Origin of the sequence: Polyangium sp. 15x6, from assembly GCF_029960785.1 — a bacterium.
In the GTDB taxonomy this organism is placed as follows: domain Bacteria; phylum Myxococcota_A; class Polyangia; order Polyangiales; family Polyangiaceae; genus Polyangium.
The window spans coordinates 22,465-48,207 of record NZ_JASBQE010000036.1 but is presented as its reverse complement, the minus strand read 5'-3'; the positions used below and the strand labels follow the sequence as shown (position 1 = coordinate 48,207).

22 protein-coding genes are annotated in these 25,743 nt (G+C 67.3%); 12 read left to right on the top strand and 10 right to left on the bottom strand.

Features of this window, described 5'->3' with window-relative positions; genetic code table 11:
- Nucleotides 1–155: 155 nt before the first annotated feature.
- The 6 genes from QHF83_RS25520 to QHF83_RS25495 form a co-directional block, all read right to left on the bottom strand.
- Entirely contained in the window at nt 156–938 is a 783-nt protein-coding gene (locus QHF83_RS25520) for a hypothetical protein (RefSeq protein WP_282420538.1), read from the bottom strand.
- 65 nt (nt 939–1,003) lie between these two features.
- Nucleotides 1,004–1,813, bottom strand: coding sequence for a hypothetical protein (locus QHF83_RS25515; protein WP_282420537.1), 810 nt, complete (start codon nt 1,811–1,813; stop codon nt 1,004–1,006).
- Nucleotides 1,814–2,279: 466 nt separating this feature from the next.
- Complete coding sequence (locus QHF83_RS25510) at nt 2,280–2,780, bottom strand: hypothetical protein (protein WP_282420536.1); 501 nt, start codon at nt 2,778–2,780, stop codon at nt 2,280–2,282.
- Entirely contained in the window at nt 2,777–3,949 is a 1,173-nt protein-coding gene (locus QHF83_RS25505) for an AAA family ATPase (RefSeq protein ID WP_282420535.1), read from the bottom strand. The genes QHF83_RS25510 and QHF83_RS25505 overlap by 4 nt, the downstream gene beginning before the upstream one ends.
- A 106-nt stretch (nt 3,950–4,055) precedes the next feature.
- Entirely contained in the window at nt 4,056–4,691 is a 636-nt protein-coding gene (locus QHF83_RS25500) for a hypothetical protein (RefSeq protein ID WP_282420534.1), read from the bottom strand.
- Nucleotides 4,692–5,172: 481 nt separating this feature from the next.
- Nucleotides 5,173–5,619 carry a Fur family transcriptional regulator gene (locus QHF83_RS25495; RefSeq protein ID WP_282420533.1) on the bottom strand — a complete coding sequence of 149 codons (447 nt, stop codon included), beginning with the start codon at nt 5,617–5,619 and terminating at the stop codon, nt 5,173–5,175.
- A gap of 233 nt (nt 5,620–5,852) precedes the next feature.
- On the opposite strand from QHF83_RS25495, the gene QHF83_RS25490 reads away from it, so the two are divergent.
- The 11 genes from QHF83_RS25490 to QHF83_RS25440 all read left to right on the top strand — a co-directional run bounded on the left by QHF83_RS25490 (nt 5,853) and on the right by QHF83_RS25440 (nt 19,494).
- Nucleotides 5,853–8,105, top strand: a complete 2,253-nt coding sequence (locus tag QHF83_RS25490) for a DUF4139 domain-containing protein (protein WP_282420532.1) — start codon at nt 5,853–5,855, stop codon at nt 8,103–8,105.
- 190 nt (nt 8,106–8,295) lie between these two features.
- A complete protein-coding gene (locus QHF83_RS25485) occupies nt 8,296–9,213 on the top strand; it encodes a DUF898 family protein (protein WP_282420531.1) in 918 nt (305 codons plus the stop codon).
- Nucleotides 9,214–9,226: 13 nt separating this feature from the next.
- The gene (locus tag QHF83_RS25480) at nt 9,227–9,592 is read left to right on the top strand and encodes a DUF2752 domain-containing protein (protein WP_282420530.1); all 366 of its coding nucleotides are present in this window, start codon (nt 9,227–9,229) and stop codon (nt 9,590–9,592) included.
- 123 nt (nt 9,593–9,715) lie between these two features.
- Nucleotides 9,716–11,938, top strand: a complete 2,223-nt coding sequence (gene tssI / locus QHF83_RS25475; RefSeq protein ID WP_282420529.1) for a type VI secretion system tip protein TssI/VgrG — start codon at nt 9,716–9,718, stop codon at nt 11,936–11,938.
- 17 nt (nt 11,939–11,955) lie between these two features.
- A complete protein-coding gene (locus tag QHF83_RS25470) occupies nt 11,956–12,357 on the top strand; it encodes a PAAR domain-containing protein (RefSeq protein ID WP_282420528.1) in 402 nt (133 codons plus the stop codon).
- Between the two features lie 3 nt (nt 12,358–12,360).
- Complete coding sequence (locus QHF83_RS25465; protein WP_282420527.1) at nt 12,361–13,278, top strand: DUF4123 domain-containing protein; 918 nt, start codon at nt 12,361–12,363, stop codon at nt 13,276–13,278.
- Nucleotides 13,278–13,697, top strand: a complete 420-nt coding sequence (locus tag QHF83_RS25460; protein ID WP_282420526.1) for a hypothetical protein — start codon at nt 13,278–13,280, stop codon at nt 13,695–13,697. The genes QHF83_RS25465 and QHF83_RS25460 overlap by 1 nt, the downstream gene beginning before the upstream one ends.
- The gene (locus tag QHF83_RS25455) at nt 13,694–15,337 is read left to right on the top strand and encodes a DUF2235 domain-containing protein (RefSeq protein ID WP_282420525.1); all 1,644 of its coding nucleotides are present in this window, start codon (nt 13,694–13,696) and stop codon (nt 15,335–15,337) included. The genes QHF83_RS25460 and QHF83_RS25455 overlap by 4 nt, the downstream gene beginning before the upstream one ends.
- Before the next feature lie 12 nt (nt 15,338–15,349).
- A complete protein-coding gene (gene tssI / locus QHF83_RS25450; protein WP_282420524.1) occupies nt 15,350–18,178 on the top strand; it encodes a type VI secretion system tip protein TssI/VgrG in 2,829 nt (942 codons plus the stop codon).
- On the top strand, nt 18,175–18,789 hold the full coding sequence (locus QHF83_RS25445) for a hypothetical protein (protein WP_282420523.1): 615 nt from the start codon (nt 18,175–18,177) through the stop codon (nt 18,787–18,789). Before tssI (QHF83_RS25450) ends, QHF83_RS25445 begins: the two co-directional genes overlap by 4 nt.
- A gap of 18 nt (nt 18,790–18,807) precedes the next feature.
- Complete coding sequence (locus tag QHF83_RS25440; RefSeq protein ID WP_282420522.1) at nt 18,808–19,494, top strand: penicillin-insensitive murein endopeptidase; 687 nt, start codon at nt 18,808–18,810, stop codon at nt 19,492–19,494.
- 27 nt (nt 19,495–19,521) lie between these two features.
- Here the strand turns inward: QHF83_RS25440 and QHF83_RS25435 are convergent, their stop codons facing one another.
- Nucleotides 19,522–19,848 (bottom strand): hypothetical protein, encoded by a 327-nt coding sequence (locus QHF83_RS25435; protein WP_282420521.1) that lies wholly within the window; start codon nt 19,846–19,848, stop codon nt 19,522–19,524.
- Nucleotides 19,849–20,053: 205 nt separating this feature from the next.
- Here QHF83_RS25435 and QHF83_RS25430 point away from each other — a divergent pair, with 205 nt between their 5' ends.
- Entirely contained in the window at nt 20,054–20,479 is a 426-nt protein-coding gene (locus QHF83_RS25430; protein WP_282420520.1) for an META domain-containing protein, read from the top strand.
- 15 nt (nt 20,480–20,494) lie between these two features.
- On the opposite strand, the gene QHF83_RS25425 is transcribed toward QHF83_RS25430, so the two are convergent.
- The 3 genes from QHF83_RS25425 to QHF83_RS25415 all read right to left on the bottom strand — a co-directional run bounded on the left by QHF83_RS25425 (nt 20,495) and on the right by QHF83_RS25415 (nt 25,534).
- Entirely contained in the window at nt 20,495–23,116 is a 2,622-nt protein-coding gene (locus tag QHF83_RS25425) for a DUF2169 domain-containing protein (protein WP_282420519.1), read from the bottom strand.
- A 38-nt stretch (nt 23,117–23,154) separates the two neighbouring features.
- Complete coding sequence (locus tag QHF83_RS25420) at nt 23,155–23,967, bottom strand: hypothetical protein (RefSeq protein WP_282420518.1); 813 nt, start codon at nt 23,965–23,967, stop codon at nt 23,155–23,157.
- A gap of 67 nt (nt 23,968–24,034) precedes the next feature.
- The gene (locus QHF83_RS25415) at nt 24,035–25,534 is read right to left on the bottom strand and encodes a hypothetical protein (protein ID WP_282420517.1); all 1,500 of its coding nucleotides are present in this window, start codon (nt 25,532–25,534) and stop codon (nt 24,035–24,037) included.
- Between the last annotated feature and the right edge of the window lie 209 nt (nt 25,535–25,743).

Sequence of the window (25,743 nt, the reverse complement as noted above, 5' to 3'; positions counted from 1 at the left end):
GCCGGGGACGGTGAGCTTCGGACTGGACGATCGGCGCGCGGGAGGCGTGTCACGCGCGGGGGTGGTTCCCCCGAACTCGGGGTCGCAGGGCGACCCCTCAGACAACAGGACCCACCACCCCCGCGCGTGCGGTTCTTTATCCCAGGGGCCGGTCTTCATGTGATGTCGGGCGAGCCGGGCCAGGTGATGCCGACCTTTTGAAGCCTGCGCTGCGCGCCACGCACGTGTTTCGGGTCGGGCGTGGGGCGAAGGAGCGTTTCGAGCTCTGCGGGCGTGAGCTCCGTGGGGCCTTTCAGCCTCCGATCGACCACCGCGTCAATCACCGCGTGAGCGGGGGCGTCTTGCGGGCGGTCGTGGAGCGTCACGATCTTCCCGGGGCGCGGCCAATACGACTCACACGCAAGCGGCAAGAGCCGCCCCTTGTGGAGCAAGCCCCACGCGGCCAGCCGGTGGGCGCCGTCGGGCGCCGGATCGTCGAAGAGCGTGCCTCCCGCGCGATCGCCGTGAAGCCAGAAGCCCACGCCGGCCCATCTCTCCTTATGCTCCGGCCCCACGATGAGCATGCCGACAGCGAGCACGAACGTCGATTCGAGCTCGGCAGGGAGACCCGGCACGGCCCCGCGCACGTCGTCCGGGCCGCCGGTCACCGCATCGACCGAGAGGCCGAGCTGCTGGATCGGCCCGCGCCCGTCCTCGCACGCGAGGCCGACGACGCCCGCCTCGGTCCACGCCACGACCTCGTAGTTTCCTTCCAGGTCGACGTTGAAGATCGCGCCTCGCTGGAGGTCGCCCGTCCACTCCATGCCGTCGGAGGCTGGATACCCAAAGCGCGCGATCCGCCTGAGGTAGCCTTCGACGTACGCGCGCAGCGCAGCGCGGACGATGGCGTCTCGGTCGAAGACGAGGCGGCCGAAGTGACGGGTGACCCGTTCGATCATCGGCTCCGCCTAGACCCCGTTTGTCTCGGCGTCAACGGGCTCGCCGCCAGCGTCCGCCGGCCGCGTCACGGCGTGTACGCCGGGACCTTGTTGATCTGCGTCACCTCTTTCTCCGGCGGGACCTTGTTCTTGAGATGTTGGTTGAGCCTCGCCGAGATGACGGCCGCGTTCTTGTACGCGTTCGTGCCCCACCGGCAACCGCGCAGGTCCTTCCTGGGCACCACGTGGTGCACCTCCGCGCGATCGGGATCGTATCGAGGCGTCTCTTCATCATCCGGATCCTTGAGGACGAGCTTCTCGGTGCACGTCGTCGGCTTGCAGTTCTCATCCTCGCAAGGCCACGTGAAGCCCGCGAGATCGGAGTGAATCTCGCCGCCGTGCGCCTTGCGGTTGACCTCCAGGACCCACTCCCTCTGGCTCATGGTCGTGCCGTCGGCGCCGACCTGGCCGCTCGAGCAGTAGAAGCCTTTGTCCGGCTTGATCGGCGTCACCTCGACCAAGTTTCGATACGGACCATTCACCTCCGTCGGCACGGTCTTGATCTCGATGAGCGACGACTGGAGCGGCGCGTCCTCGTAGGTGATGGTGATGTTGATCGCGGGATCCGGACCGACTTGCAGGGTGTAGTTGCCTTTGCCGTCCGGCTGGCACGTGTAGTCCTTGCTGTACGGCGCAGCTCCATAGACCTCGGCGATCCTCTGGGCATCCGTGCACGCTTTGCCCTTCGGCGTCATGTCCTCCTCTTTGTAGAAGCAGTTGAACGTGGGGGTGGGGCCCTCGGACATGTAGCAAGCGCTGCCGAACGCGGCGATGTACTCGCCCCGCAACGCCACGTCCATGCTCGGGTTTCCCAGGAGCGGGATGCGGTAACGCATGCACGCGTCCTCCATCGGCTCCGCGCATTCGCTCGACGTCTCGGTCGGGGTATCGGCTGGAGTCGCGCACGAATCGAGCGGCCCCGGATCAGGAGCCCCCCCGCACGCACCCATCAGCACGACCCCCCCGAAGCCCAATACCACAACGCCCACCATTGCGGTGCGGCGCCTCCTCATTGCTTTCATGGCCGACCGAATCGCACGCCGACCGGCAGGCGGCAAGGCAAGCGAACCAGAGGGGCTCACGATGCGCCCCGGAACGCGAGCGGGTTTTTTGTCGGGGCTCGGGGAGCCGGGGACGGTGAGCTTCGGACGGGACGATCGGCGCGCGGGAGGCGTGTCACGCGCGGGGTGGTTCCCCCGAACTCGGGGTCGCAGAGCGACCCCTCAGACAACAGGACCTACCACCCCCGGGCGTGACACGCCTCCCGCGCGCCTCGATCAGGTCAGGGGACGGGCTCAGGTCTCAGGTGAGGAGGAGGGTCTTGCCGGCGAAGAGGAGGCCGCGCTTGCGGAGGGTGGTCTGGAGCTTTTTGTACTGGGGGGTGTGCTGGGGGATGTTGATGCGGCCGGAGGCGATCCAGTGGAGCTCGCGGGGGAGTGCTGCGAGGTTTCGCGCCGCGTCGTGCTGGAGGAAGGTTTCGAGCCAATCGAGCTTCTTCTCGATGACCGAGACCTCGCTCGTCTCGGCGGAGTGTACCTCGATGAAGTGGGCGATGGTTTGGCCCGAGCGCTCGTAGCCGACGACGTAGTCCCAGCGGTTGGATTCCGGATGCGTGGCCCGGCAGTCGCCGTCGATGTCCACGCTGCCGAGGATCTTGCTGGCGTCCTGTCCGGAGATCTGCCCCTTGCCTTCGCCCCTCTTGATGGCCTGGAGCCCCTCGCGATGTTGCAGAGGCTTGCACGGGTTCACGGCGTCGCGGAACGTCTCTTTCGGCGGCCGGGCTTTCTTCTTGCCCGCCGTCATCGCGACACGGCCTCGCCGACGATCTGCGCGATGCGCCCCGAGAAGCCGCTGAGCCCGCCCCAGCCGGCGACGCTCGGGTCCTCGGAACCGGGGTCCAGGGTGGAGATGTCTTCCGTGATCACGCCGCTGTCGGTGCGGTGGAAATAGTAGGTGCGATATTGCTTTTGCAAGGCGGAGGTCAGGGTGGCCTTCAGGGGCTTCGTCGGGCTATCAATGTTGAACACGCGGCAGAGCGCCTCAACGCCGACCTTGGGTTTCACGCTGGAGAGCTCGCGCAGGGCCCACACGAGGTCCAGGATGACGGGGGAGTGCGTCGAGAGGATGACCCGGTAGCCCCTTCCCAAAAGTTCCAGCACGAGTAGCCCGAAACTGACGATAGCCTGGGGGTGGAGGCCCATCTCAGGTTCTTCGATGATGACGGTCTCGATATCCGCCACTCGTTCCCTACCCGGCCACGTCGGAGGAATGACCGAGTACAGCCCAAAGAGAAGCGGAGTAAACTCTCTCTGACCTGCAGACCACGCGGTATACGGTAATGCTGACTTCATGCCGGATGGCTTCAGGACAACACGCTTACGCATTCCCTCCCTTTCAAGTTCTAGCGTCGAACCAACGTATATGGATGCATCGACCACCGAGCCCAGCTCCGCCCAGAGATGCTTCGGACGCGGAAAAATGGCACGTTCACTACCGCGTTCCCGCTCCATGAGCAGACGGAGTGATTCGCTGAACTTTCGGATGGCGTATGGATCGCCCCCGGCATACGCCATAAACGGCTTGGGCCAACCATCCTGGAGCACGAGAACTCGCTGCGCTGGAATTAAGAACACCGTATCGCCAGTATGAACAGAAGGATTCGGATTGACAATATCACTAACTCTTACAGAGTTCCCGTCGCGCAGAATTACCGTCCTACTCTGGATAACGTACCCCAACCCGCTACCAAAATATAGCGAACAATAATCATGGACGGGGGTTTCGTCCGAATACCAATCGAACCCGTACTGCATCAAATCGCGCTCGATCGCCCCCGCATCCACGATCGCCTTGAACAGCTGCACGAACAGGCTCTTGCCGGTAGCCTGCGGCCCCACGAGGACCGTGAGGTCCCCGAACTCGACATCGCCTTGCTGGATGGGGCCGAAGCCCTGAACTTGCAGCCGCTTCATGGTTGCCTGTGCGCAGGCAACCACATGTCCGCGGATCGGTCAACGATCCCACGGGAACACGGGGCGGGCGCCGTTCCGCTTGGAACGCCCCGCCCCGCCCGTCCCCTCACTCCTTCGGGCCGTCGTCTCCACCCTCGTCCACCCCACTCGCCGCGCGCAGGTGGATTCGCTTGTATTCCTTCGACGACGGCCCGTGCACCTCGCGCACCACACGCTTGAACGACATGTACTTCTCGTAGGCCGGCCCGTACGCCGTCGCGCGCGCGTGTTTTGCATTGGCGAGCGCCGTGTTCGCCTCGACCGATTCGCGGATTTCTTTGATCACCAGGGGCGCGCGCTGGCCGAAAGCGCCGTTCACGATGTCGTCGGCCCACGGCGTCCCCAGGTGATCGTCGACCGCGTCGAGCAGGTCTTCGAGCGCGGTCACCTTGTCCGTGTCGGTCGGCTGCCGCTTGAGGGTATCGGGCACCGCCAACGTGGGCACGTAGGCCAATGCGATGGCGCGCGCCTCGCGATAAGGTTGGTCGATCGACACGAGCGCGGCATTCGCCTCCGCTCCCTCCTTGCCCGCCGCGCTCTCCCCCGCGATGACGGACTTGTGCGCGGTGAGAAACGCCTCCACCAACCCCTTCAAGACATCCGCATAGACCCGCGCCACCGCCGGCCGCGCACTCGCGTCCGTGCCGAGCTCCTGGCATCGCGTGAGAATCCGGTAGAAACGCTTGTAGTCGATCGCACCCATCAAACCATCCTCCCGACCGAGCGGCGTACGCTGGTTCGGTATGGACGGTACCAGAAGACCCGTGAGCCGGGGAGCAGAACCGTACGGCTGTACACGATCGGCGCGGAGACGCCCCCGAGGCCGGGGCGGACGTGCAGGGAGCGCGGCGGGGCGCGCACGAGCAAAACGCGGCCGCGCGCGAGCAAAACGCTCGTCCGTGGGAGAAAACCGCTCGCGGTCGAGGAGCAAAACGCAAACCCGTAGGAGCGAGACGCAAACCCGTAGGAGCGAGACGCAAACCCGTAGGAAGGTCGGCGTGTGATGTAGCTGTCTTTACTCGACGTGCAGGAAGCAACCGCGCGGGGGCGGTGAGCGAACGGCACGGGCGTTCGAAGGGCCGGCGCGTCGGCTCGTTGCGATCGATTTCGTGAGGGGCAGGGGCGGCGCGAAGCGGGCGGCGATAGGCGGTTCCGGGAGCGTTACGAGCGTCCCTCGTGTCCGCTCACGCGCACCTGTCACACGTCCCGCGGAACTGGATTTCGAGCCCCTTCTTGCGGAGGGCCCGCGGGATGCCGCGCGCTGGCTTCACCTCGACGATCTCGTCGGGCAGGCATGCCACCTCGCCGCAGCTGTTGCAGACGAAGTGCGGGTGCGTTCCGCTGTCGTGCTCGCCCCCTTCGCGCACCAGCTCGAAACGCCAGACGTGGTCGCCCACGTCGGTGCGTCGCACGAGGCCGACCTCCGTCAGGTCGATCAGGTTGCGGTAGATCGTCGCGCGGTCCCAGCCCTCGGGCGCGAGCTCGGCGCACAGGTCGCCGTGGCTCACCGGCGTCTTCTGCGCGAGCAGACGGCGGAGCACCGCCAGGCGGGGAGCCGTCGCGCGCAGGCCCTTGTTTCGGACGAGCGACCGCAGCTCGTCGATGTTGGGAGGGTCGGTCGAGCGCGCCATGCCTGTTCCCTACCCCGACCTCGGTCGGGTCGCAATGGGGACCAAGGAGAAGGAGCAACGCGGATGCTGTTGCAGATGTCCCCCCTGTGTAAGGAGATGGCCCCGTCGCCGTTCTTTCTGTCTCGAAGCCGAGGGACTCGGTTTACCATCCTCAGATCGTTGGGGCGGGTCGTTCGTCGAAGGGCCTTCGGCGCACCGCGCCTTCTGCTGGCTCGCACGTAGAGGTCTTCCCGATGAGAAAGATTCTGGCTCCGATCGCGCTCCTCTGGCTCGCCGGATGCGCCAAGACGACCACCTTCGTCAAGAGCGACACCACGCTCGGCCGCGTGGTCGTCTACCGCAACGGCATCGCCTACTTCGAGCGCTACGCCGAGATCGACGGTGACTCGCTCCGGCTCAGCGTGCCGGGGGACAAGATCGACGATTTCTTGAAGTCGCTCACCGTGATCGACGCGACCACGGGAAAACCCGCGCCCGTCGCGTACCCGACCTCCGGCTCGGCGTTCGTCGGCCAGGAGAACAACCAGCAGAACTACCAGCAGAACCAGCAGTACGGCGGTTCGCCCCTCGTCAACATGGAGATCCAGCTCCAGGGGCCGAAGCCGCACAAGCTCCTGCTCTCGTACGTGACCGAGGCCCCGTCGTGGAAGCCGAGCTACCGCGTCTCCGTCGGCAAGGACGGCAAGATGAAGGTCGAGGCGTGGGCCATCGTGGACAACACCTCGGGCGAGGACTGGAACAAGGTGAAGCTCGGCGTCGGCTCGAGCTCGGCGCTCTCCTTCCGCTTCGATCTGCGCTCGGTCCGCATGGTCCAGCGAGAAACTTTGCAGACCAACGATCTCTTCGCGCAAGCGCCGCCCATGGGCGGCTCGACGTACGCGGGGCAGCCGGTGCTTCCGGGCGGAGGCCTTTCCCCGGGCAAACGCGTGGTCGCGGAGCTCGACGACGCGCGGCTCGCGGACGCGACCACCGCGCGTGATGAAGAGCGCATGGAGGCGCGAACGCAGTCGGCCGACAAGAAGAGCAACGCCGGCCCGACGAGCGGGCTCGGGGGCTTTGGCGGAGGCGGGGGCAGGCGCGCGACCAACAGCGCGCCCGCGAAGAGGGAGCCGGCGCGCGAGCCGCCGATGGTCGACAACAAACCGAGGGACACCTCCGGGCTCGATCGGCTGGCGGCGCAGTACAAGAATTCGCGGCGGCAGGTGGTCGTCGAGGGGTATGCCGACGGGCGCGACGGCGACAAGTACGGCGCGTCGCTCGAAAGGGCGAACCGGGCGCGCGAGCAGCTCATCCGCGCCGGGCTCGATCCTTCGCAGGTCGTCGCCGTGGGTAACGGCATGCAAGCGGGCCGCGCGGGCGGCGTCCGTGTCGTCGAGGCGCCGGAAGAGGCCCAGCAGCAAGGGTTGATGCAGAACACGGCGACCCTCGATCCGAACGCGGCGACGTCTTCGAGCTCCGAGCCGATCGGGACGTCGCACTTCGAGTCGCCCACGGCGATGACGGTGCCGCGCCTGACGAGCGCGATGGTGTCGATCCTGAGCACGGAGACCGAGGGCGGCTTCGTGTATTTCTACGATCCGGAGAGCGCGCGTGGGAACACGACGTTTCCGTTCCGCGCGGTGCGCCTCAAGAACCCCACCGAGTCGGTGCTGGAGAGCGGGCCCGTGACCGTGTTCGGCGAGGGTCGGTTCATCGGCGAGGGCATGAGCGATCCGATCCCGGCGCGCTCGTTCGCGTTCGTGCCGTTCGCGCTCGATCGGCAGATCGTGGTGGAGCGCAAGGACGATACGCGCGACGAGATCGCCCGCATCCTCAGCGTGCAGCGCGGCGTGTTCTCCACCGAGGTCCGCCACACGAAGAAGAAGACGCTCGTCATGACGAACCGCCTGCAAGACACGGCGACGGTGTACGTGCGGCATACGGTCTCGCCCGGATTCAAGCTGGCGAAGGCGCCGCCGTCGCAGGAGCGGATCGGCGAGTCGTACCTCTTCAAGATCGAGATCCCGGCGGGCGCGAAGGTCGAGGTGGACATCGAGGAGGCGACGCCGCTCTTCAAGAGCACCGACATCCGCAGCACGGTGGGGATGGAGATGGTGCGCGTGCACCTGTCGAGCGCCGCGGCGTCGGGCCCGCTGAAGGAGTCGGTGACGAAGCTGCTCGAGCTGCAGAAGGAGATGGCAAACCTCGAGCAGCGCATCACGACGTCGCGCGAGCAGATGGGCGAATACCGGCAGCGCCTCGACGAGCTGCACGCGCAGATCGTGACGCTGAAGGTCGTGAAGAGCGGCGGGCCGCTCATGCAGAGCCTCGAAAAGAAGATGCAAGAGGTGAGCGATCGGATCTCGAAGGCCACGATCGATCTCGTCGCGCTGCAGGAGAAGCTGATGCTCGCGCGTATCCGCTTCCAGGACGGCGTCTCCGAGCTGTCGCTGGAGAAGGAGACGGCGGGTACGGACGCGAAAGACAGTTCGACCACGAAGATCTAGCGCCAGAAGGCGCGAAGCCATCTTTACACCCTCTCCCGGAGGGCTGTACGCTCCGCCCTGACTCGCAACCAGGGACGGTGCACGGATGAACCCAGGCGGTTACGGTGGCGGCGGGGGATACCCGCCCGGCGGTGGTTACCCTCCCGGCGGTGGATACCCTCCCGGCGGTGGTTATCCGCCTGGTGGTGGAATGCCCCCGTCTGGCGGAGGTGGAGGCTGGGGGCCGCCTCCGGGCGGCGCGCCGCCTCCGGGTGGTGGAGGCGGCGGCTGGGGACAACCTCCGGCCGGCGCCCCGGGCATGGGGGCGTATGCGCCTCCGCAGGGTGGTTATGGTCCGCCGCCCGGCCCGCCGATGGGGATGATGGGCGCGGGCGTGCCCGGCATCGGGCAACGCGTCGTGTTCAATGGCGACGGCGGCAAGCTCTTCGGCACGTACCTGCTCTTCGCGGTGGTGCCGATGATCGTCGCTTACTTCATCTTCGGCATCTTCTACGGCATCGGAATGGCCATCGAGAGCGCGGCGCGCACCGGTGGCGTCATCATGTTGCTGTTCTCGCTCGTCGGCGGGCTCATCCTGTTCGCGGGGATCCTCGCGGCCTCCGTGATGTTCGCGAACAAGTTCTACGCCTTCTATTACGAGGCGCTCCTGCTCGACGGCCAGCCGTGCCAGTACACGGGCACGCCGCAGGAGCTCGCGAAGGTGATGGTCATCAATACGCTCCTCTCCAGCGTCACCTGCGGCATCTACACGCCGTGGGCGATCGTGCGAATGAAGGAGTTCGTCGACAGCAAGGTCCTCGTGGGCGGGCAGCCGGGGCGGCTCACGTTCCACGGCGATCCGGCGTCGCTGCTCGGCACGTACATCCTCGGCATGATCCTCGTGTATTGCACGCTCGGGATCTATGGCCCCTGGTTCGCGAACAACATCTTCGCGTTCATGTGGGAGAACACGAAGCTCGACGGCCGGGCCTACCAGTTCCGCAAGGATCCGGGCGGGTTCTTCGGGACGTACCTGCTCACGATCATCCTGTCGTCGATCACGTGCAACATCTATTACCCCTGGGGCATCTGCAACATCCTCAAGTGGGAGGCGGAGCGCGTCACCTGACGCGTCCGAGCCCATGCGCGAGAGCGCCGCAAAGCGGCTCCGCTTCGCCTTGCCGGCGCTCTCGATAGCCTCCCTCCTCGCCCTCCTCCCGCAAACCACCTGCATCCTCCGCCTCACGCTCGGGCTCCCCTGCCCCGCGTGTGGCCTCACGCGCGCGGCGCTCGCGCTCCTGCGCCTCGATCTCGCGGCCGCGACCGCGTTCCATCCGCTCGCGCTGCCGCTCGCGCTCGTGGTGATCGCCACGGTCTTCGCCGCGCGTTTCCTCGACGACGCCGCGTGGAAAAGGTTTGGCAGGGATGTCTCCGGCGGCAGCGCGGTCGCGCTCGTGGTCGTGTGGGCCTTTCGATTCCTCGGCCTCTTCGGGGGGCCCGTGCCCTGATCTCACGCAGCGCGGCAAAGTGATTCCGTCAAAAAAATCCGCCAGGGCGCGCGGCGCGTAGACGCGAAAACGAGGGAAATAGCCCTTGTTTTCCGGTCTGGCACGCGTGGTAGGATTACAAACATGCCCATCCTCGAGCTCAAGGTAGCTTCAGGCGCGGATCTGTCCGTTCGACGCTTCACGGTGGAGGAGAGCGTCTCGTCCCTCTCCACGATCGCCGTGTGGGCCCGCTGCGAAGAGCCGGACGTCGATCTCGAGGGCATCATCGGCAAGGACGCGTCGCTTCGGATCGTGCACGGCGTGCGGTTCGTCGCCGGGCTCGGATCGCGGACGTGGAAGGGCGTGGTGACACACGTCGAGCAGGTCCACGGCGTCGCGCCGCTGCCGGGGCAGAAGGCCGAGTCGACGTACTTCTTGCGGATCGCGCCGAAGGCCTGGCTGCTCACGCAGCGCCGTGGTCACCGCATCTACCAGCACCTCTCGATCCCGGACATCGTCGACAAACTCCTCGGCGAGTGGGCGATCACGCCCGTCTGGAAGATCGATCGCGGCACGTACCCGAAGCTCGAATACAAGGTGCAGTACGGCGAGAGCGACTACGCGTTCATGAGCCGCCTCGTGGAGGAGGCGGGCATCGCGTTCACGTTCCCCGACGAGGCGGGCACGAACATCACGTTCCACGACAAGCTGGAGAAGGGCCCGAAGCGCGGGGGTTTGCCCATCCCGTACATCGAGGAGCCGAACCAGGAGTCGGAGAAGGAGTTCGTGACGAACGTGCGGCTGTCGCACGAGGTGCGGCCGGGCCTGCACACGCAGCGCGACTACGACTTCCGCAGGCCCTCGTACGAGCTCGCCCAGCAGTCGCCGCGCGCGGCCGCGCCCGAGGACAAATACGAGCAATACGTCTACCAGCCGGGCTCGTTCCTCTCCGAGACGGGCAAGGCCGACGGGAACACGCCGGTCGCCGACGACAAGGGCGTGGCGCGGCACGAGGAGAAATACGGCAAGGGCCGCGCGGAGCGGGCGATGCTCGGGCGGCGCATGGGCCGGCGGCAGGTCGCGATCGACACGAATTGCCCCGATCTCGCGCCGGGCATGATCTTCAACATCGGACATCACCCGCACCCCGAGATCGGCGAGGGCTCGGATCTGCTCGTGATCGATCTGCGGATCGAGGGCAGCCCGCAGGACGAGTGGAGCATCTCGGCGCGCAGCGTCTACACGGATGTCGTGTACCGGCCGCCGATGCGGACGCCGAAGCCGAAGCTCAACAACGTGCAGAGCGCGACGGTGGTCGGTCCGCCGGGGCAGGAGATCCACGTCGACGAGTTCGGCCGCGTGCGGGTGCAGTTCCCGTGGGATCGCGAGGGCACGTTCGACGACAATAGCTCGTGCTGGATCCGCGTGAGCCAGGGCTGGGCGGGCACGGGGTACGGCATGATCGTGATTCCGCGCATCGGCCAGGAGGTGCTCGTGGGCTTCCTCGACGGCGATCCGGACATGCCGATCATCACGGGGCGCGTGTTCAACGCGACGCAGGTCGTGCCGTACGAGCTGCCCAAGTACAAGACGAGGAGCACGTGGAAGAGCAACTCGTCGCTCGGCGGAAACGGCTTCAACGAGATCATGTTCGAGGATCTCAAGACGCGCGAGCTCGTGTGGATGCAGGCCGAGAAGAACCTGCGCAAGTACGTCAAGAACGACGAGATCATCACGATCGGGCACGACCGGCAGAAGTACGTCGTGCGCAACGAGATCGAGTCGACGAGCGGTACGCGCGTCGAGGTGACGAGCGTGAACCGCATCGAGATCACCGACAAGGATCGGACGCTGTTCGTCGGCGGCGGGAGCCTGAAGCTCGTGAACGGCGACGAGCACGAGATCACGGACGGCAACATGCAGCTGCTCGTCCAGAAGGATCAGGACATCGTGGTGCGACAGATGCGCCGCGAGCGGGTCGAGAAGGATTCGAGCCTGTACGTGGTCGGCAATCGCAACGAGCGCGTCGACGGGACGCTCTCGGTCACGGTCGACAAGAACCACTACGAGAAGATCGCGAAGAACGCGGCGCTCGAAGTGTCGAAGGAGATCCACCTCAAGGCGGGCTCGTCGATCGTGATCGAGGCGGCGAAGGATCTCACGCTGAAGGGGCCCGGCGGGTTCATTCGCATCGATTCGAAGGGCGTGACGATCAAGGGCAACCTCGTGCGGATCAACAGCGGCGGCAGCGCCGGTTCGGGGTCGGGCGCGAAGCCGATCGTGCCGGACGAGGCGAAGCTCGCGGTGGTGGACGAGCCGGAGAGGCCGAAGCCGATCGATCTGCGGGTCGAGGGGATCGGGCAATAGAAAGGGGACGAGGGGTCATGCCTCCTGCTGCACGCATCACGGACATGCACGTCTGCCCCAAGGTGGATCCGGGGCCGAAGCCGCACGTCGGCGGGCCGGTGATCACGGGCGAGCCGACGGTGCTCATCGGCTACATGCCGGCGGCGCGGGTCGGGGACAAACTCATTTGCATCGGTCCGCCCGACGCGGTGTCGCAAGGCGAGCCGACGGTGAAGATCGGGAAGAAGGACGCGGCGCGGCGCGGCGATCCGACGGAGCACGGCGGGAAGATCGTGCTCGGCTGCCCGACGGTGAACATCGGCTCGTCGCCGCAGGCGGACGCGCTCCGAACGGACGAGCCGTTCTGCGAGGAGTGCGAGCGGGCGAAGCAGGAGCGCGAGGCGGCGCGGAAGAATCGCGGCGACGACGGGACGGGCTGAGCGATGCAGCGCGCGATCCTGGAGCTGCGCTGGGGTCCGGAGGGCGGCACGAAGAAGGTGCTCGCGCCCGGCGAGCGGCTGCGCGTCGGGAGGAAGCCGAAGGCGCAATGGGTCGTCCCCGACAAACACATGTCGGGCGTGCATTTCGAGGTCGCCTACGACGGGACGCGCTTCGAGGTGCGGGACCTCGCGAGCGCTTCGGGGACGCTCGTCGGGGGGCAGAAGATCACGGCGGCCGAGGAGCTCGTGAACGGGGGCTGGATCCGCGCGGGCGAGACCGATTTCATGGTGTACTTCGAGGCCGCGACGCCGCCCGAGGAGGACGAGCTCGAGCGCATGCTCGAATCGGAGCCGGACGACCTCGACCCCATGGCGGCGCAGTGGCTCGAAGAGCACCGCGAGCGGATTCTACGGGACAAACGAAAGCTGGAAGCGCGGCGCGTGGAGGCGCTCGACCGGCTGCGGAAGGTGGAGGGCCCGCTTTACGTGGTGCTCGACGCGGCGCGGACGGACCGGATCCTCACGGTCGTGCGGGAATCGGTGGATCGGTACAAGTCGCTGTACGAAGGGATCGACGGCGAGGCGCTGGAGGACGTGGCGCCGTACCTCGTCGAGCTCGATCCTTCCTCCTCGCTGCTCCCGCGGATCATCGAGGAGGGTTGGGGGAATCGCTGGGGGATCTTCATCGACTATCCGCGCAGCTTCAAGGAGCTGCGGCGGCACCTCCGGCGGTTTCTGATGGTCGCGGACGCGGATACACGAAAAAAGTTCTATTTTCGATTCTACGATCCGGTCGTCCTGCGCGAGTTCTTGCCGACGTGCACGACGAAGCAGAGGGCGGAGCTCCTCGGAGAGATTCGCGCCTTTCTCGTCGAGGATCCGTTCGCGCACGTCGCGCGCTTCGCGGCGGAGGTCTCCTGATGCTGCTCGTCACGAAAGCTCAGCGGCGAGACGCGGGGTATTCGGCGTTCGTGGATCGCGTCGTGCGGCACATGAAGCTCCATTACTGGGCCGACGTGGGGCACCTGCCGCCCGAGGTCCTCTGGCGGCGGGTCTCCCATTGCGTCGAGAAGGGGCGCGAGCGGGGTTTTACCTACGAGCGGAGCCTCGCGATCTTCACCGCGAACATGATGCGCATCGATCCGAGGTTTCACGAGCAGAAGAACATCGCGGCGCTGCTCGCCTCTACGGACCGACCCGAGCAGGAGCGGCTCGAGGGGCTCGTGAAGGAGATCTCGCCGCATGCCTGGGCCGAGGCCGGGGCGATGTGCGACGCGAAGGAATACTGGTGGAGCGTGGATCGAGCGATGTCCGATCCGGCGGCGAGGAGTGAGCCATGAGCGAGAATGGACAAGGCGGCGGCAGGGTCGACTCGTTCCTCAAGGCGCTGGAGGCCATGGAGAATGGCCAGGGCTTGCCGCTGGAGCCCCCGACCGGGGAGGCGGAATGCCCGAAGGCCCGCATCCGGATCGGCATCTTCTTCGACGGCACCGGCAACAACCTCTGGGTCGACGAGGCCCACGCGAACGATACGTACGGCGAGGATGGAGGGCCCAATGGTCCGACGAACGTCGCGCGGCTCTTCCGGGCGTATCGAAAGCAGGGGATCGTCCTCGACAAGGCCTATCACCACGGCGTCGGCACGGACTACACCGGCTGGTTCACGCGGGCCCAGCCGAACATGGACGATCCGGCGGCCAAACCCTCGACGCCCCTGGTGCACCGGAACCTCTCGGGCATGACGGTGGGCGCCGGCGGCAAGGCCCGTATCGAGTGGGGCCTGCGCATGCTGGCCGAGTTCTTCAGCAACAACAACAAATGGCGCGCCAAGGAGAAGTACTTCGACGTCTGCGGCTTCAGCCGCGGCGCGGCCCTCGCCCGTGATTTCGTGAACCAGGTGCGGGCGCAGCGCGTCGCGAACCTGACGAAGACGACCTCGCCCGGTTTCTTCCGGCGAAACCCGGACGCGATCCCGTCGATCGAGACCGAGCACCAGGACCTGGGCATCCGGGAGTTCTACCAGCCGATCGATCCGGCGACGATCTACCCGAAGTTCATGGCGATCTTCGACACCGTGGAGATGTGGGGCCCGGGCACCGGGACGTTCCTGCCGGATGTCGATCACACCTACGTGGAGCATTGCGTCCACCTCGTCGCCGAGGACGAGTTCCGCACGCTCTTCCCGCTCACGTCCATTTTCATGGATCCGAACACGGAGCCGGGCCGGGCGTTTCCGCCGCTGGAGCCGCACCGGCCGGCGCGCCCGCGGGCCGATGCGCGATATCAGGAGCCGCGCGATTACAAGCGATGGATGCTCGAGGTCTGGTACCCCGGTTGCCATAGCGACGTCGGCGGCTCGTACCAGCCGCGCACGAACAAGAAGTGGCACCTCCAGTTCATCACGCTGCGCGACATGCACAAGGCCATGGTGAAGGCGAAGGTCCCGATCGGGTCGGTCGATCTCCCCTTCGACGGCATCATCCTGCGCTTGTACGAGGAGTATTGCGGGTTCCGGCAAGACAAGGACTGGGCGCTCCACCTCGAGCAACCCGGCGCGCCGAAGAGCCAGTACGTCCACTGGTACGAGACGGACGAATACATGGCACGGTTTTACGGGCCAGACCCGCACGCGGACGACCCGTACCGCGGCATGAGCCCCGTCCTCGTGGGCCTCTCCCACGCGGGGCCCGGCGCGCACGGGGCGTACGTCCCCCCGCCGGTTCCCCGCCGGCCGCAGTGGCCCGCGCGCCTGCTCGCCTTCACGCCGCGCGACACGAACCCGGCCTACCAGCTCTTGCTCCGGCACTACATCCACGACTCCGCGACGGAGTCGCCGGGCTCCACGATCCTCGGCGAGGCCACGGATCGCCGCGGGCGGCAGCGGCTGCAAAGGAAGGTCAAGCCGGCGGGCGCGCAGCCGCGGTATACGCCCGAGGTCCCGGTCCGGAACGAGCACCGCCCACCGCGGTCGACGTACTGACGCGAGGTTGTCATGCCTTTCTTCGAATTGAGCTTCGATTGCGGAGAGACCTCGCTCGTCGTCCGCCGCTTCTCGATCCACGAGGCGGTGTCGACGCCGTTCACGGTCTCGCTCTGGGTGCGCAGCGAGAACCCGGCCGTCGACATCGGCGCGATCGTCGGGCAGCCGGCGATCTTCAAGGTGCGCTCCGGCTACCTGAACCTCACGGGCGGCGGCCTGCGCGTGTGGAGCGGGTACGTGAGCTACATGGAGCAGACGCACGCGGAGCACCGGCAAAACAAGGTGCTCTCGACGTATCACTTCCGGATCGTCCCGCACCTCTGGCTGCTCGATCAGCGCCGCAATCACCGCATCTTCCAGCACCTCTCGATCCCCGACATCGTCGACAAGATCCTCACCGAGTGGAACGTCCGGCGCGCGTGGAAGATCGATCGCGGGCAATACCCGAAGCACGAGTTCCGGGTGCAGTACGGCGAGAGCGATTTCACGTTCGTGAGCCGCCTGCTCGAGGAGGCGGGCATCGCGTATACGTTCCCGGACGTAGATGACAATGGCTCGCTGCTCACGTTCAGCGCAGAGCTCCACAAGAACCCGCCTCGCCCCGGGCCGCCCGTGCCGTACGAGCACAACCCGACGATGGAGGCCGAGCGGGAGTTCGTCTCGAAGGTCTCGCTCGTGCGCGACGTGAGGCCAGGCGCGCTCGTCCTGCGCGATTACGACTTCCGGAGGCCCGATTATGCGCTCTTCACGGAGGCGCCGAAGGCCGGCGACGAGGCGCGCTTCGAGCAGTACCATTACATCCCCGGCGGCATGTTCGTCGAGGCGGGGCGCGGGGGCGATACGCCGTTCGCGGACGACAAGGGCGTCGCCAGGCACGATCAGCCGACCGGCGAGAAGCGGGCGACGCGCGCGCTCGAGGCGGCGCGGGCCGACCGCGGGGGGATCGCATTCGAGAGCAATCTGAACGACCTCACGCCGGGCGTGGTGTTCAAGGTCGATCACCACCCGCACCCGGATCTCGCGCGGCCGTTTCTCACGACGGATACGATCCTCGAAGGGTCGGCGGAGGGCGAATGGCAGGTGTTCGGGCACGCGACGTTCGCGGACGTGCCTTACCGGCCGCCGCTGGTCACGCCGCGCCCCGAGGTGCTCGGCGTGCAATCGGTGCGGGTCGTGGCGCCGCGAAATGCGATCGACCTGGACCAGGCGGTCCACGTCGACGAGTTCGGGCGCGTGCGCGTGCAGTTCCCCTGGGATCGCGAGGGCAACCTCGACGACGACAGCTCGTGCTGGATCCGCGTCGTCGAGGGCTGGGGCGGCACGGGGTATGGCTGGTTGAACCTGCCGCGCGTCGGGCACGAGCTTCTCGTGACGTTCCTCGACGGGGATCCCGACCGCCCCGTGCTCGCGGGCCGCGTCTACAATGCGGAGAAGCCGGTCCCTTACAAGCTGCCGGAGCACAAGACCGTCAGCACGTGGAAGAGCCAGTCGATGCCGGCTCTGAATGGGTACAACGAGATCAAGTTCGAGGACCAGAAGAGCGAGGAGCTCTTTTACATGCAAGCGGAGAAGAACCTCCGCAAGCTCGTCAAGAACGACGAGATCGATACCGTCGGCCACGTACGCGACAAACTGGTGCAGGCCTGGGAGTTCGAGACCGTCGGCGGCAACCGCATCCAGCACACCGAAAAAGAGCGGGACGAGATGACGGGGCGCCAGCACCACACGCACATCAAAGGCAATCGCCGGCAGCTCGTGCGTAAAGACGAGATCGAGGTCAATTTCTTGCGCAGGCGCCTGCTCGTCAAGAAGGACGTCGACGCGGTCGTCAAGGGCGAGAAGCGCGAGCGCACGGAGTGGGATCTCCACCTCTACACGAAAGAGAACCGCAAGGACCGGACGGGCAAGGACCACTCGCTCTTCGTGTACCAGGAAAAACACGAGAAGGTGGGCGGCGATTATGCCCGGGAGGCGGGCAAGGAGATCCATTACAAGGCCGGCGAGAACGCGGTCGGCCAGGCGCCCGACATCACGCTGAAAGGGCCCGGCGGGTTCATCCGGATCGACGGGAGCGGCATCGTCATCTCGGGGACGAAGGTCGACATCAACGTCGGCGGAAGCCCGGGGCACGGGCACGGCTCGCGGCCGAAGGAGGTCGCGAAGGCCGAGGAGGCCGTGCCGATCATCGGCGACGTCCACGTGCAGCCAGATTCGCCGGCATTCGCCACGATGAAGGCGCTCTGGGATCAGCTCGTCGCGGACCTCGCGGTCAAGCCCGCCGATGTGAAATACGCGACGCTCAAGCGGATCGCGGAGCTCAATGCGATTGCGCTCAACGCGGACGTGGAGACGCCCGTGAACGGGCTCGTGCTCTGGTCGGGCATGGGGCCGCCGATCGCGGGCACGGTCGCGCAGGACTTCGCCAACCAGCGCACGGTCGACGGGATCCCGTCGACGACGCTGGAGCAGACGCCGGGCGGGATCGAGCTCGGCCACCTCGGGTCGAGGGACGCGTGGGAAGCAAAGGACGAGGCGTGGACGCTCGTCTCGAAGAAGCTGGCGACACAAGCCTCGGGCGATGTGCACATCGTGCTCGGCATCGTGCCCATTCCGGAGGGCAGGATCGTGCGCCATGAAATCGAAATGCTCTCGAACAACCCGAACGTGACATCGATCACGGTGCTCCAGATGCAGTCGAGCCCGACCGGGAAATACAAGGACGCGGGCGGAAAGGCGTACGAGCTCGTGCCCATCACGATGCAAGAGGCGCTCGGGCTGAAACCGCCCCCGCCGCCGGCGCCCGAACCCGACGACGACGAGGACGAGGAGGTCGCGGCGTGACGCATTCACCCATGTTCCAGCGCTTCGTCGAGAGCGTCGAGGGCGTTTCCCCGCAATGGCGGGAGGACGTCGACATGGACGCTCTGCGCGCGCTCGACAAAGACGAGCGGCGCGAGGCGGAGGAGCTCTTGATGAGGCGCCTCGAGGACAACGATACGCGCGCTCCTCGGACGCTCGCCGAGGTGCAATGCCGCGGCGCCGTCGTCCCCATGCAGCGGGCTTATCCGAACGTGAAGGGCCACATGAAGGTGGCCATCGCGCTCGCGCTCCGCGACCTCGAGGTAGGCCCGGCCGAGCCCCTGATCGCCGAGATCATTCGCTCGGGTGATCTCGACGGCGGCGTCCCGGCGGTCTCCGCGGCGCGCGGGATGAACAAGCCGGAGATCGCGGACGCGCTCGCCTGGGCGGCTTTGCATCACGCGGATCCGAACGTGCGAAAGAGCGCGGGCTCGATCCTGATCTATCACTCCGGGGCCACGGACGACCCGCTCGCCTGGAAGCTACGGCCGCTTTATTTGCCGCTCGGCTCGGAGGACATGGCGGTTCGCCGGAATGCGTTCCGGGAGATCTGCAAGATCGCGCAATTCCCGCCGGAGATGGCTGATTCTTAGAAGAGCGGAGAAACGAGCATGTATCGTCTCACGGGTTCGGTCGGCCAGGGTGGGCGCAACGCGCACGACGACGTCGTCCTCGTCCAGAAGCAGCTCAACAAGAACGCGCATATCGCATCGGCGATCGGCGCCGTGCCCGAGACCGGGATCATGGACGAGGCGACGCTGCGCGCGATCCTCTCGTTCCAGCGCTCGGTCGTGCGGCTCGGATCGCCCGACGGGCGCGTCGATCCGCACGGGCGAACCTGGCGCATGCTGCTCGGCGATCAGCCCCAGGCGACGAACGTGGCGTTCGTGCAGCTCTCGGGGGAGAACGGCAACTTTTATCTGTACGAGCCGCAGGACCGGGTCTGGGGGACGCCCGCGACGATTCAATCGATCAAGAACGTCGCCGCGGTGCTGCGGCCGCACGGGTTCGAGATCGCAATCGGGGACATCAGCTTCCAGCAGGGCGGCAAGATGGCGCCGCACGGCTCGCACCGGCGCGGCACGGACGTGGACATCCGGCCGGTGCGCGCCGACGGGCGCCGGGCGCCGGTGACGATCACGGATCCGAATTACAGCCACGCGCGGACGAAGCTCGTCGTGGAGGCGCTGCACGCGGAGCCGAACCTGAAGCTCATCCTGTTCAACGATTCGAAGATGACCGGCGTGCGGTACTGGGAAGGGCACCACAATCACCTGCACGTGCGCTTCGAGGAGTGAGCCGCAGCCGGGGACCCGTTTGCGTCATCAGTCTCCGAACTCGCCTGTGGTGCACGTGAATTCCAGGGGGCCGTGGTTGGGGACCCCCTCCCGGCAGAGAGCCTGATAGATCGGTGTCAGGGGACTCTCGCACAAGTACGCCCTACCCGAATACACCTTCCCGGCCACCGTCGTGGTGCACACGCGAAGATGCGGGATCATGGCGCATTGCAAGCGGACCGCTTCGTCCTGCGCCTCGAGCCTCCGCGCCTCTGCACAATAGGACGGCTCCTCCGCGGCGAAGGCCCCTCCGATGGAGAGGAGGCTTCCGCCCATTCCCACGAGGGTCAGCCACGCCGAGATCCATGACTTCATCACACGCTCTCCTGGCCGCTCTGTCGCTTTGCAGCGCGACCACAGCATCGGGCGTGCCGCTCGGCGCGCTCCTCGGCCGGCTCGCCCGTTCGCGCGAAGGGCAGGGATTGCACATCCGCGCAGGCACGCTCGGGGCGCACGCATTGCTCCGGCTTCGAGGCACGGTTCGCGTCGACGGTCCACAGGCGCGCCCGGGAGGTACACCATGGGTTACGTTCTGCGATCCCTGTTCGCGATGCTGCCCGTCCTGTCGATGGTCGCCCCTGCGGCGGCGAACGAGGCGAACATCCTGACGAATACGCGATGGGAACTCGAATCCATGATCGAGGGAAGGATGGTGTGGGAGCCTTCCGGGAGGACCGACGTCACGCTGGAGTTCCAGGCGGACGGGAAAGCGACCGGCAGAGCCCCCTGCAACTACTACTTCGCCTCCTACACGGTCGAGGGGAACACGCTCTCGATGTCCTCCGCGGGGAGCACGAGAATGTGGTGCGAGGGCGTGATGGAACAGGAGGGCCGGTACCTCCGAGCGCTGGCGCTGGCCAACACCTTCGAGCTCGTGGGAGATGAACTGAGAATCGTGTACGGCAATGGGCAGGGCACGCTCATCTTCGAGAGAGACGACGACTGAGGAGACCTGCCCGCGTCAGCGCCGATCGAGCGACGATTGCACCCGGCCGATGGCGAGCGCCTTGAGCGCGGCCGGGTGCGGCTCGTACTGGTCTTCCTGGAAATAGAGCTCGACGAGCAGACGCGCCCGGAACTTTTGAAAGAGCGGGAGCTTTTTCGCGATGTCCTCGGGCAGGTAGACGGGCGCGGGGCGCGCGCCGGTGCCGGTGCTCGTGTAGAGGTGCGCGCGGATCGCGTTCATGCCGAGGACCTGGCGCTTCTGGTAATGGCGGCCCTCGATGAGCGCGCGCTCCATTTGCAGCTCGAGCGCGTCGGGGCCGAGGGCGCGGCGCCCGCGCTGGTACGCCTCGCGAATACGCGCCGTGTATCCCTCGGTGATTGGCGCGGGGCAGAGCTGATCGGGCGTCGCGAGGAATTCGCGGGCCTCGCGTAGCGCGGTCTTCAGCCCCTCGTCGGCGCCCGCGATCGGCGTCGCCACGGCCACGGCGGCTTCGAGGGTCTTGCGCTCGTCGAAGACGAACGAGAGCTCGCCGGCGAGCAGGAGCAAGGACGGGACGAACTTGTTGCCCGGTCGAACGGCCGCGCCGAGCTCGGCTTCGAGCTGGTCGACGTCCTGCGAGGTGCCGCGGGAGAGGATCTCGAAGATGTCGCGCGTGTCCTCGATCTCGATCGGATCCTTCGTGGGGGCCGGATCGTTCAGCGTCTCGTCGGCGGGTTCGTCCTCCATTTCGTCGAGGATGGCGCGCCAGACGGGGACGCGGCAAATGCGCGCGACGCTCTCGGGGTTGTACCAGATCAAATGGAGGACGTCGCGCGTGTCGAGCCGGCCCGAGGGGCGGACGCCCGCGCCGAAGGCGGTGGGGGAAATGCGGAGGTCGTCGCGTCTGCCCGCGGCGAGGCCCGCATTCGAGGGGCCCGCGGCGGCATTGGAGGCGCCGAGGACGCCGGCGGTCGCGTCCTGCGGGGCGACCTGCGCGGCGGCGCTGGCCGCTGCGACGACGACCTGGCCAATCGATTGCCCGGCCGGGGCGTCGCCGCGGCTGATGCCCGCGCCCCACACGCTATCGTCGGCGGCAGGACGAGGGGCGCCGCCCGGCTGTGAGGACCGCGCGACGGGCGGCGGCGGCTGCACGGGCGGCGGCGGCGGAGCCATCGCGGGCGACGGTGAAGCCACGGGCGGCGGCGGCGGCGCCGCGGGAGGCTGACCGGGCATGGCAGCCGCTTTCCAGGACGGCGACGAGCTGCGCGCCGGAGGCACCTGCGGCGGCTGCGTCGGCTGCGGCGGCTGCGGCGCGACGGGCGCGGCGGGCACGGGCGTCGTCTTGGGCCAGGGATTCGCGGATTGGTTTGACTTGGCGAAGGGCAGCCCGCCCGACGGCGTGGTCCGCTCGTCCCAGATCGCCCGGGCCTGCGCCGGCGGCGCGTTCGGGGTGGCGAACGGGAGACCGCCCGATTGCGTCGTGCGTTCGTCGACGATGTTGTGCCCGGTCGCGGCCCTGACGAACGGGAGCGCGCCTTTCGTGCGCGACGGATCCGTGGGAATGACGGTGTCGATGCCCTCGTCGTCGGGCGTGATCATCGTCATCGTCGTGGCGCGCGGCTTGGGCGGCGGGGGAATGGCGGGATCCGGATTGACCGGCCTCCCGGGGACGGCGGGCACGGCGGCGACGACGGTCGTGGCCTCCTCGAGCGTGATCACGATCCGGCCCGGCTCTTCGAGGCGTTCGAGCTGAATACGTCCGCGGAAGGTGAGCGTCGCGAGCTGGCGATCGGTGTCGATCCACAGCGTATCGCAAAGCAAGGAGAGGGCGTGCGAGCCGCCCCGGCCTTCGAGCACGGCGCGCGGGCGGAGGCCCGGCAGGTTCGTCACGAGGCGGGGGATCTGCGGGTGCATGTTTTCGAGGACGATTCGCGCGTCCTCGGCGAGTTCGCCGATCTGCTGGTCGCCGGGCGCGACATTGAAGAACGAACGATCGAGGTCGTCGGGCAATGGGGCCGCGATGAGCGAATGCGGAGTGAAGGTCGCGGCATGACGACCGAGCTTTCCATATCGGAGCGGCCAGCTCGGCGCGACCGGGCCGAAGCCGACGGGCGCAATGGCAATGCTGGAGGAGCTGACGAGGAGGCCGGGGGGCTGGAGGTTCGGCAGTTTCGTGCGGCCGAAGGAGTCGCGGACGTCGGTCCGGACGCCGACGGGGTTCGTGGAGTCGGGCCCGCCGGCGGCGCGCTCGTACGCGAGGGACATGCGGGAAAAACGCGGGCCCTCGACGAGGGCGCCGTCGGCGGTGAATGTGCGGTCCTGGTGGACCTCGATCGATTTGTCGAGGTCGCCGACGATGAGGCGCGCGAAGAGGGAGCGAACGGGCTGTGCTTGCGGCGCGAACGCGGAGCCGACGAGGGTGATGTCGACGCGCGGCTTGAGGGGGGCGAGGTCGCTCGGGGCGAAGAGGCTACGGGCGTCGTCGTCGTCCCAGTGGGAGTCCTCCTCGTGCACGGGCTCCTGGGCCGCGGCGAGGGGCGATTTTCCGGGCTGGATCTGGCACGTCGCCTTGGCGACGAAGGTGAGGGTCCAGGCGCCGGGCCCGGACTGCCAGATCATCGAGGCGACCGGCAGCGGGGAGAGGGAAACGACCTCCATTCGGGGAGGGTAAACCAACGGGCACGCGGCTTACCAGGTCATTGCATCGAGGCGCCGCCGTTCGGATCGGGCGGCAGCGGCGGGCGGCGGGCGAGGAGCTCGAGGGCGGCGGAGCGCAGGACAGCCGGGACCTGGGTGGCGTCGGCGACCTCGACGAGCTCGTGGCGGAGGAGCTGCGAGAGGACGGGGACGGAGAGCTCGGGGGGCGTGCCGGGGTTCAAGACGAACGCCATGCGCACGCGGGCGCGGGCCATCCAGCGCGCGGAGCGAGCGAGCTCGGAGGCGATTTCGGGCTTTTGAGGGCGCTTGGCGGCGATCCGGACGACGTCGTCCTCGGTGAGGCGCGGATTGGCGAGGAGGTTCTCGATGACGCGGGGATGCGGGTCGGCGAGGAGTTTGTCGAGGATCGCGCGGGAAGGCCGGCGCGCGAGGGCACGGCGCTCGCCGAGCGAGAGGGGCCGGCCGCCGGGTTCGAGGGCGATGCCGCGGTGTTCGATGGGCGAGGTGGGGCGGGGTTCGGCGTGTTTGGCCCTGCGGCGGAGGAGGCGGGAGAGGGCGAGGAGGGAGGCGTCCTTGGCGACGGCGCGGAGGGCGCCGACGAAGGCGGCGTGGGCGGGTTCGCCGAGGACGGGGAGGAGGGCGGCGATGACTTCGCGGGCGGCGGGGTCGGTCTGTTCAGCGCGGGAGGTGATGTCGTCGAGGGCGCGGGCAGCGGCGGAGGGGCCGGCGTCCTCGAGGGTGCGCAGGACGAGGGCGCTGCGCATGGCGAGGTCGGCGAGGGCGGGGACGACCTTGCAGAGGCGCGCGGCGAGGAGGACGGAGGGGTCGCCGGAGGGCGGAGCGGGGTTCAAGCGGTGGAGGGTAGCAGGGAACGGGAGGCGGCGGCGCCGCCCGGCCCGAGTGCTCCTGCGTGCGGCGTCAGGGTACGAGGATGTTCGACAAGACGTCTGCCCGCGCGAATTCTGCGGGGTAGGCGTACGGGTGGGTCGTGATGTCGACAGCCGCCGCATGGGCCTGGACACGGACATAGAAGGCGCTCGCGTCATCGAGGATGCGCGGCGGCAGATCGATCTTCGTGTCCTTCGTGTGCAGCATCGCGACAATCGTCCCGAACGGGTTCCCGGCGGTCTTCAAGACCGCGATCGAGTAGTACGTCGGCGTCCCGACGGCTGGCGCCTTCCAGCTCAAGCGTGGTGTCCGGGTGACGCCCGTCTGGTCGCTGAACGCGCTTTTCCCGTTGACCTCGAGGTCCTGGACCGGGCTCAAAGGCGGCTCGATGGGCTTCCCGCTGACGCTCGCGACATCACGGCTGAACATGATGATACCGAAGTCGCTCCACGGGGTCGCCACGCCGGGCGCGGTATAGGCCACGTCGACGACGTGGGAGACGTACACGGAGCTCCCCCAGGCCGCGGGATACGGGTTTCCATAGGGGATCGCGCCCAGGTTCACGTCGGCGGATCCGGGGGCGAGGTTGAGGAGAAGAAGCGACGCGGAAGAGCCGGCGGGGGCGTGCGTGTTGCCGGGCCGCGTGCGGATCTCGACGAAGGTGCCCAGGTCGACGGCCTTCGGGTTCACCGCTGCGACGTGGCTCGTGAATTTCGTCGTCTGGACATCGAGCGAGACGCTCAGGTTCGACGGGACGCTGGTGAACGCACCGCTCTTCGAGACGGTACTCCCGTCGGTCTGCGTGATGTCGTCGAAGCTCGCGAATCGCGTGACGATGCTGTAAGGCACGCTGGAAGCGCCCGTCTGCTGCGAGAGCTGGGAGACCGTGAGGACATCCCCCTTGCCCGCTTCGATGAGGCTGCCCCAGGCGAAGGCCGACCAGTTCACGGTGAGCCTGTCGAGCTTGGTGTCGCCTATCGCAGGCCAGTTATCGGAGGCCGAGCCGAACAGCCTCTGCCCTGCAGCGCTGTTGGGGACGAACAATTGAATGTCATCACCGGCCTTCCAAGGATCGAGGTTCGTGATGTCCAGGGTGAGCTTGGTCGCGACCGTCGCGCGCTGTGCATCCTTGCGCCCGGCGATTGCGGCGCCGAGGTCGACGACCCTGGCCGAGGTGTAAATGTATTCGAACGGGCCCACGTGGAGGACATAGGGGCCCTCGGGGACGCCGGGGATGACGACCGAGCCATCCGCCTTGCCCACGCCTTCGAACGTCCGCCACTGCCCGCCGCCCATGGGGACGAGGGCCTCGATGGGGATCGCGCGGAGGTCTCGGGGGGCCTCGACGGAGGCGTTTTCTCCGATCCAGAGGTCGTTCGCGTGGACGGACACGGCGCCGCTCTCCGAGGGGCCCGGAGGGTTCGACGATGGCGGGCCGCCTGCGCCGTCGTCCTTGCCGCCGCAAGCAGGGAAGGAAGCTAGAGCAAGAAGGGTCGCGGCGGCGTGTGCTGCGTGGGTACGTCGGATCATCAGGTTCCTCCCGGGGTGCGGCCCTCCGCAGGGGCCATGCCACGAGGGCCCGTCGTCCCGCACATTCGAGCCGCCGATAGGCGGGGCTTTCCCGTCGCGCTCGTGGACGAGGTCGTCGGACCAGCTCGACGAGATCGTCGTACCAGGACGACGACTTCGCCGACCTTCTCGACGACGTCGTCGACCTTCTGGATGAAGTCGTCGTACCA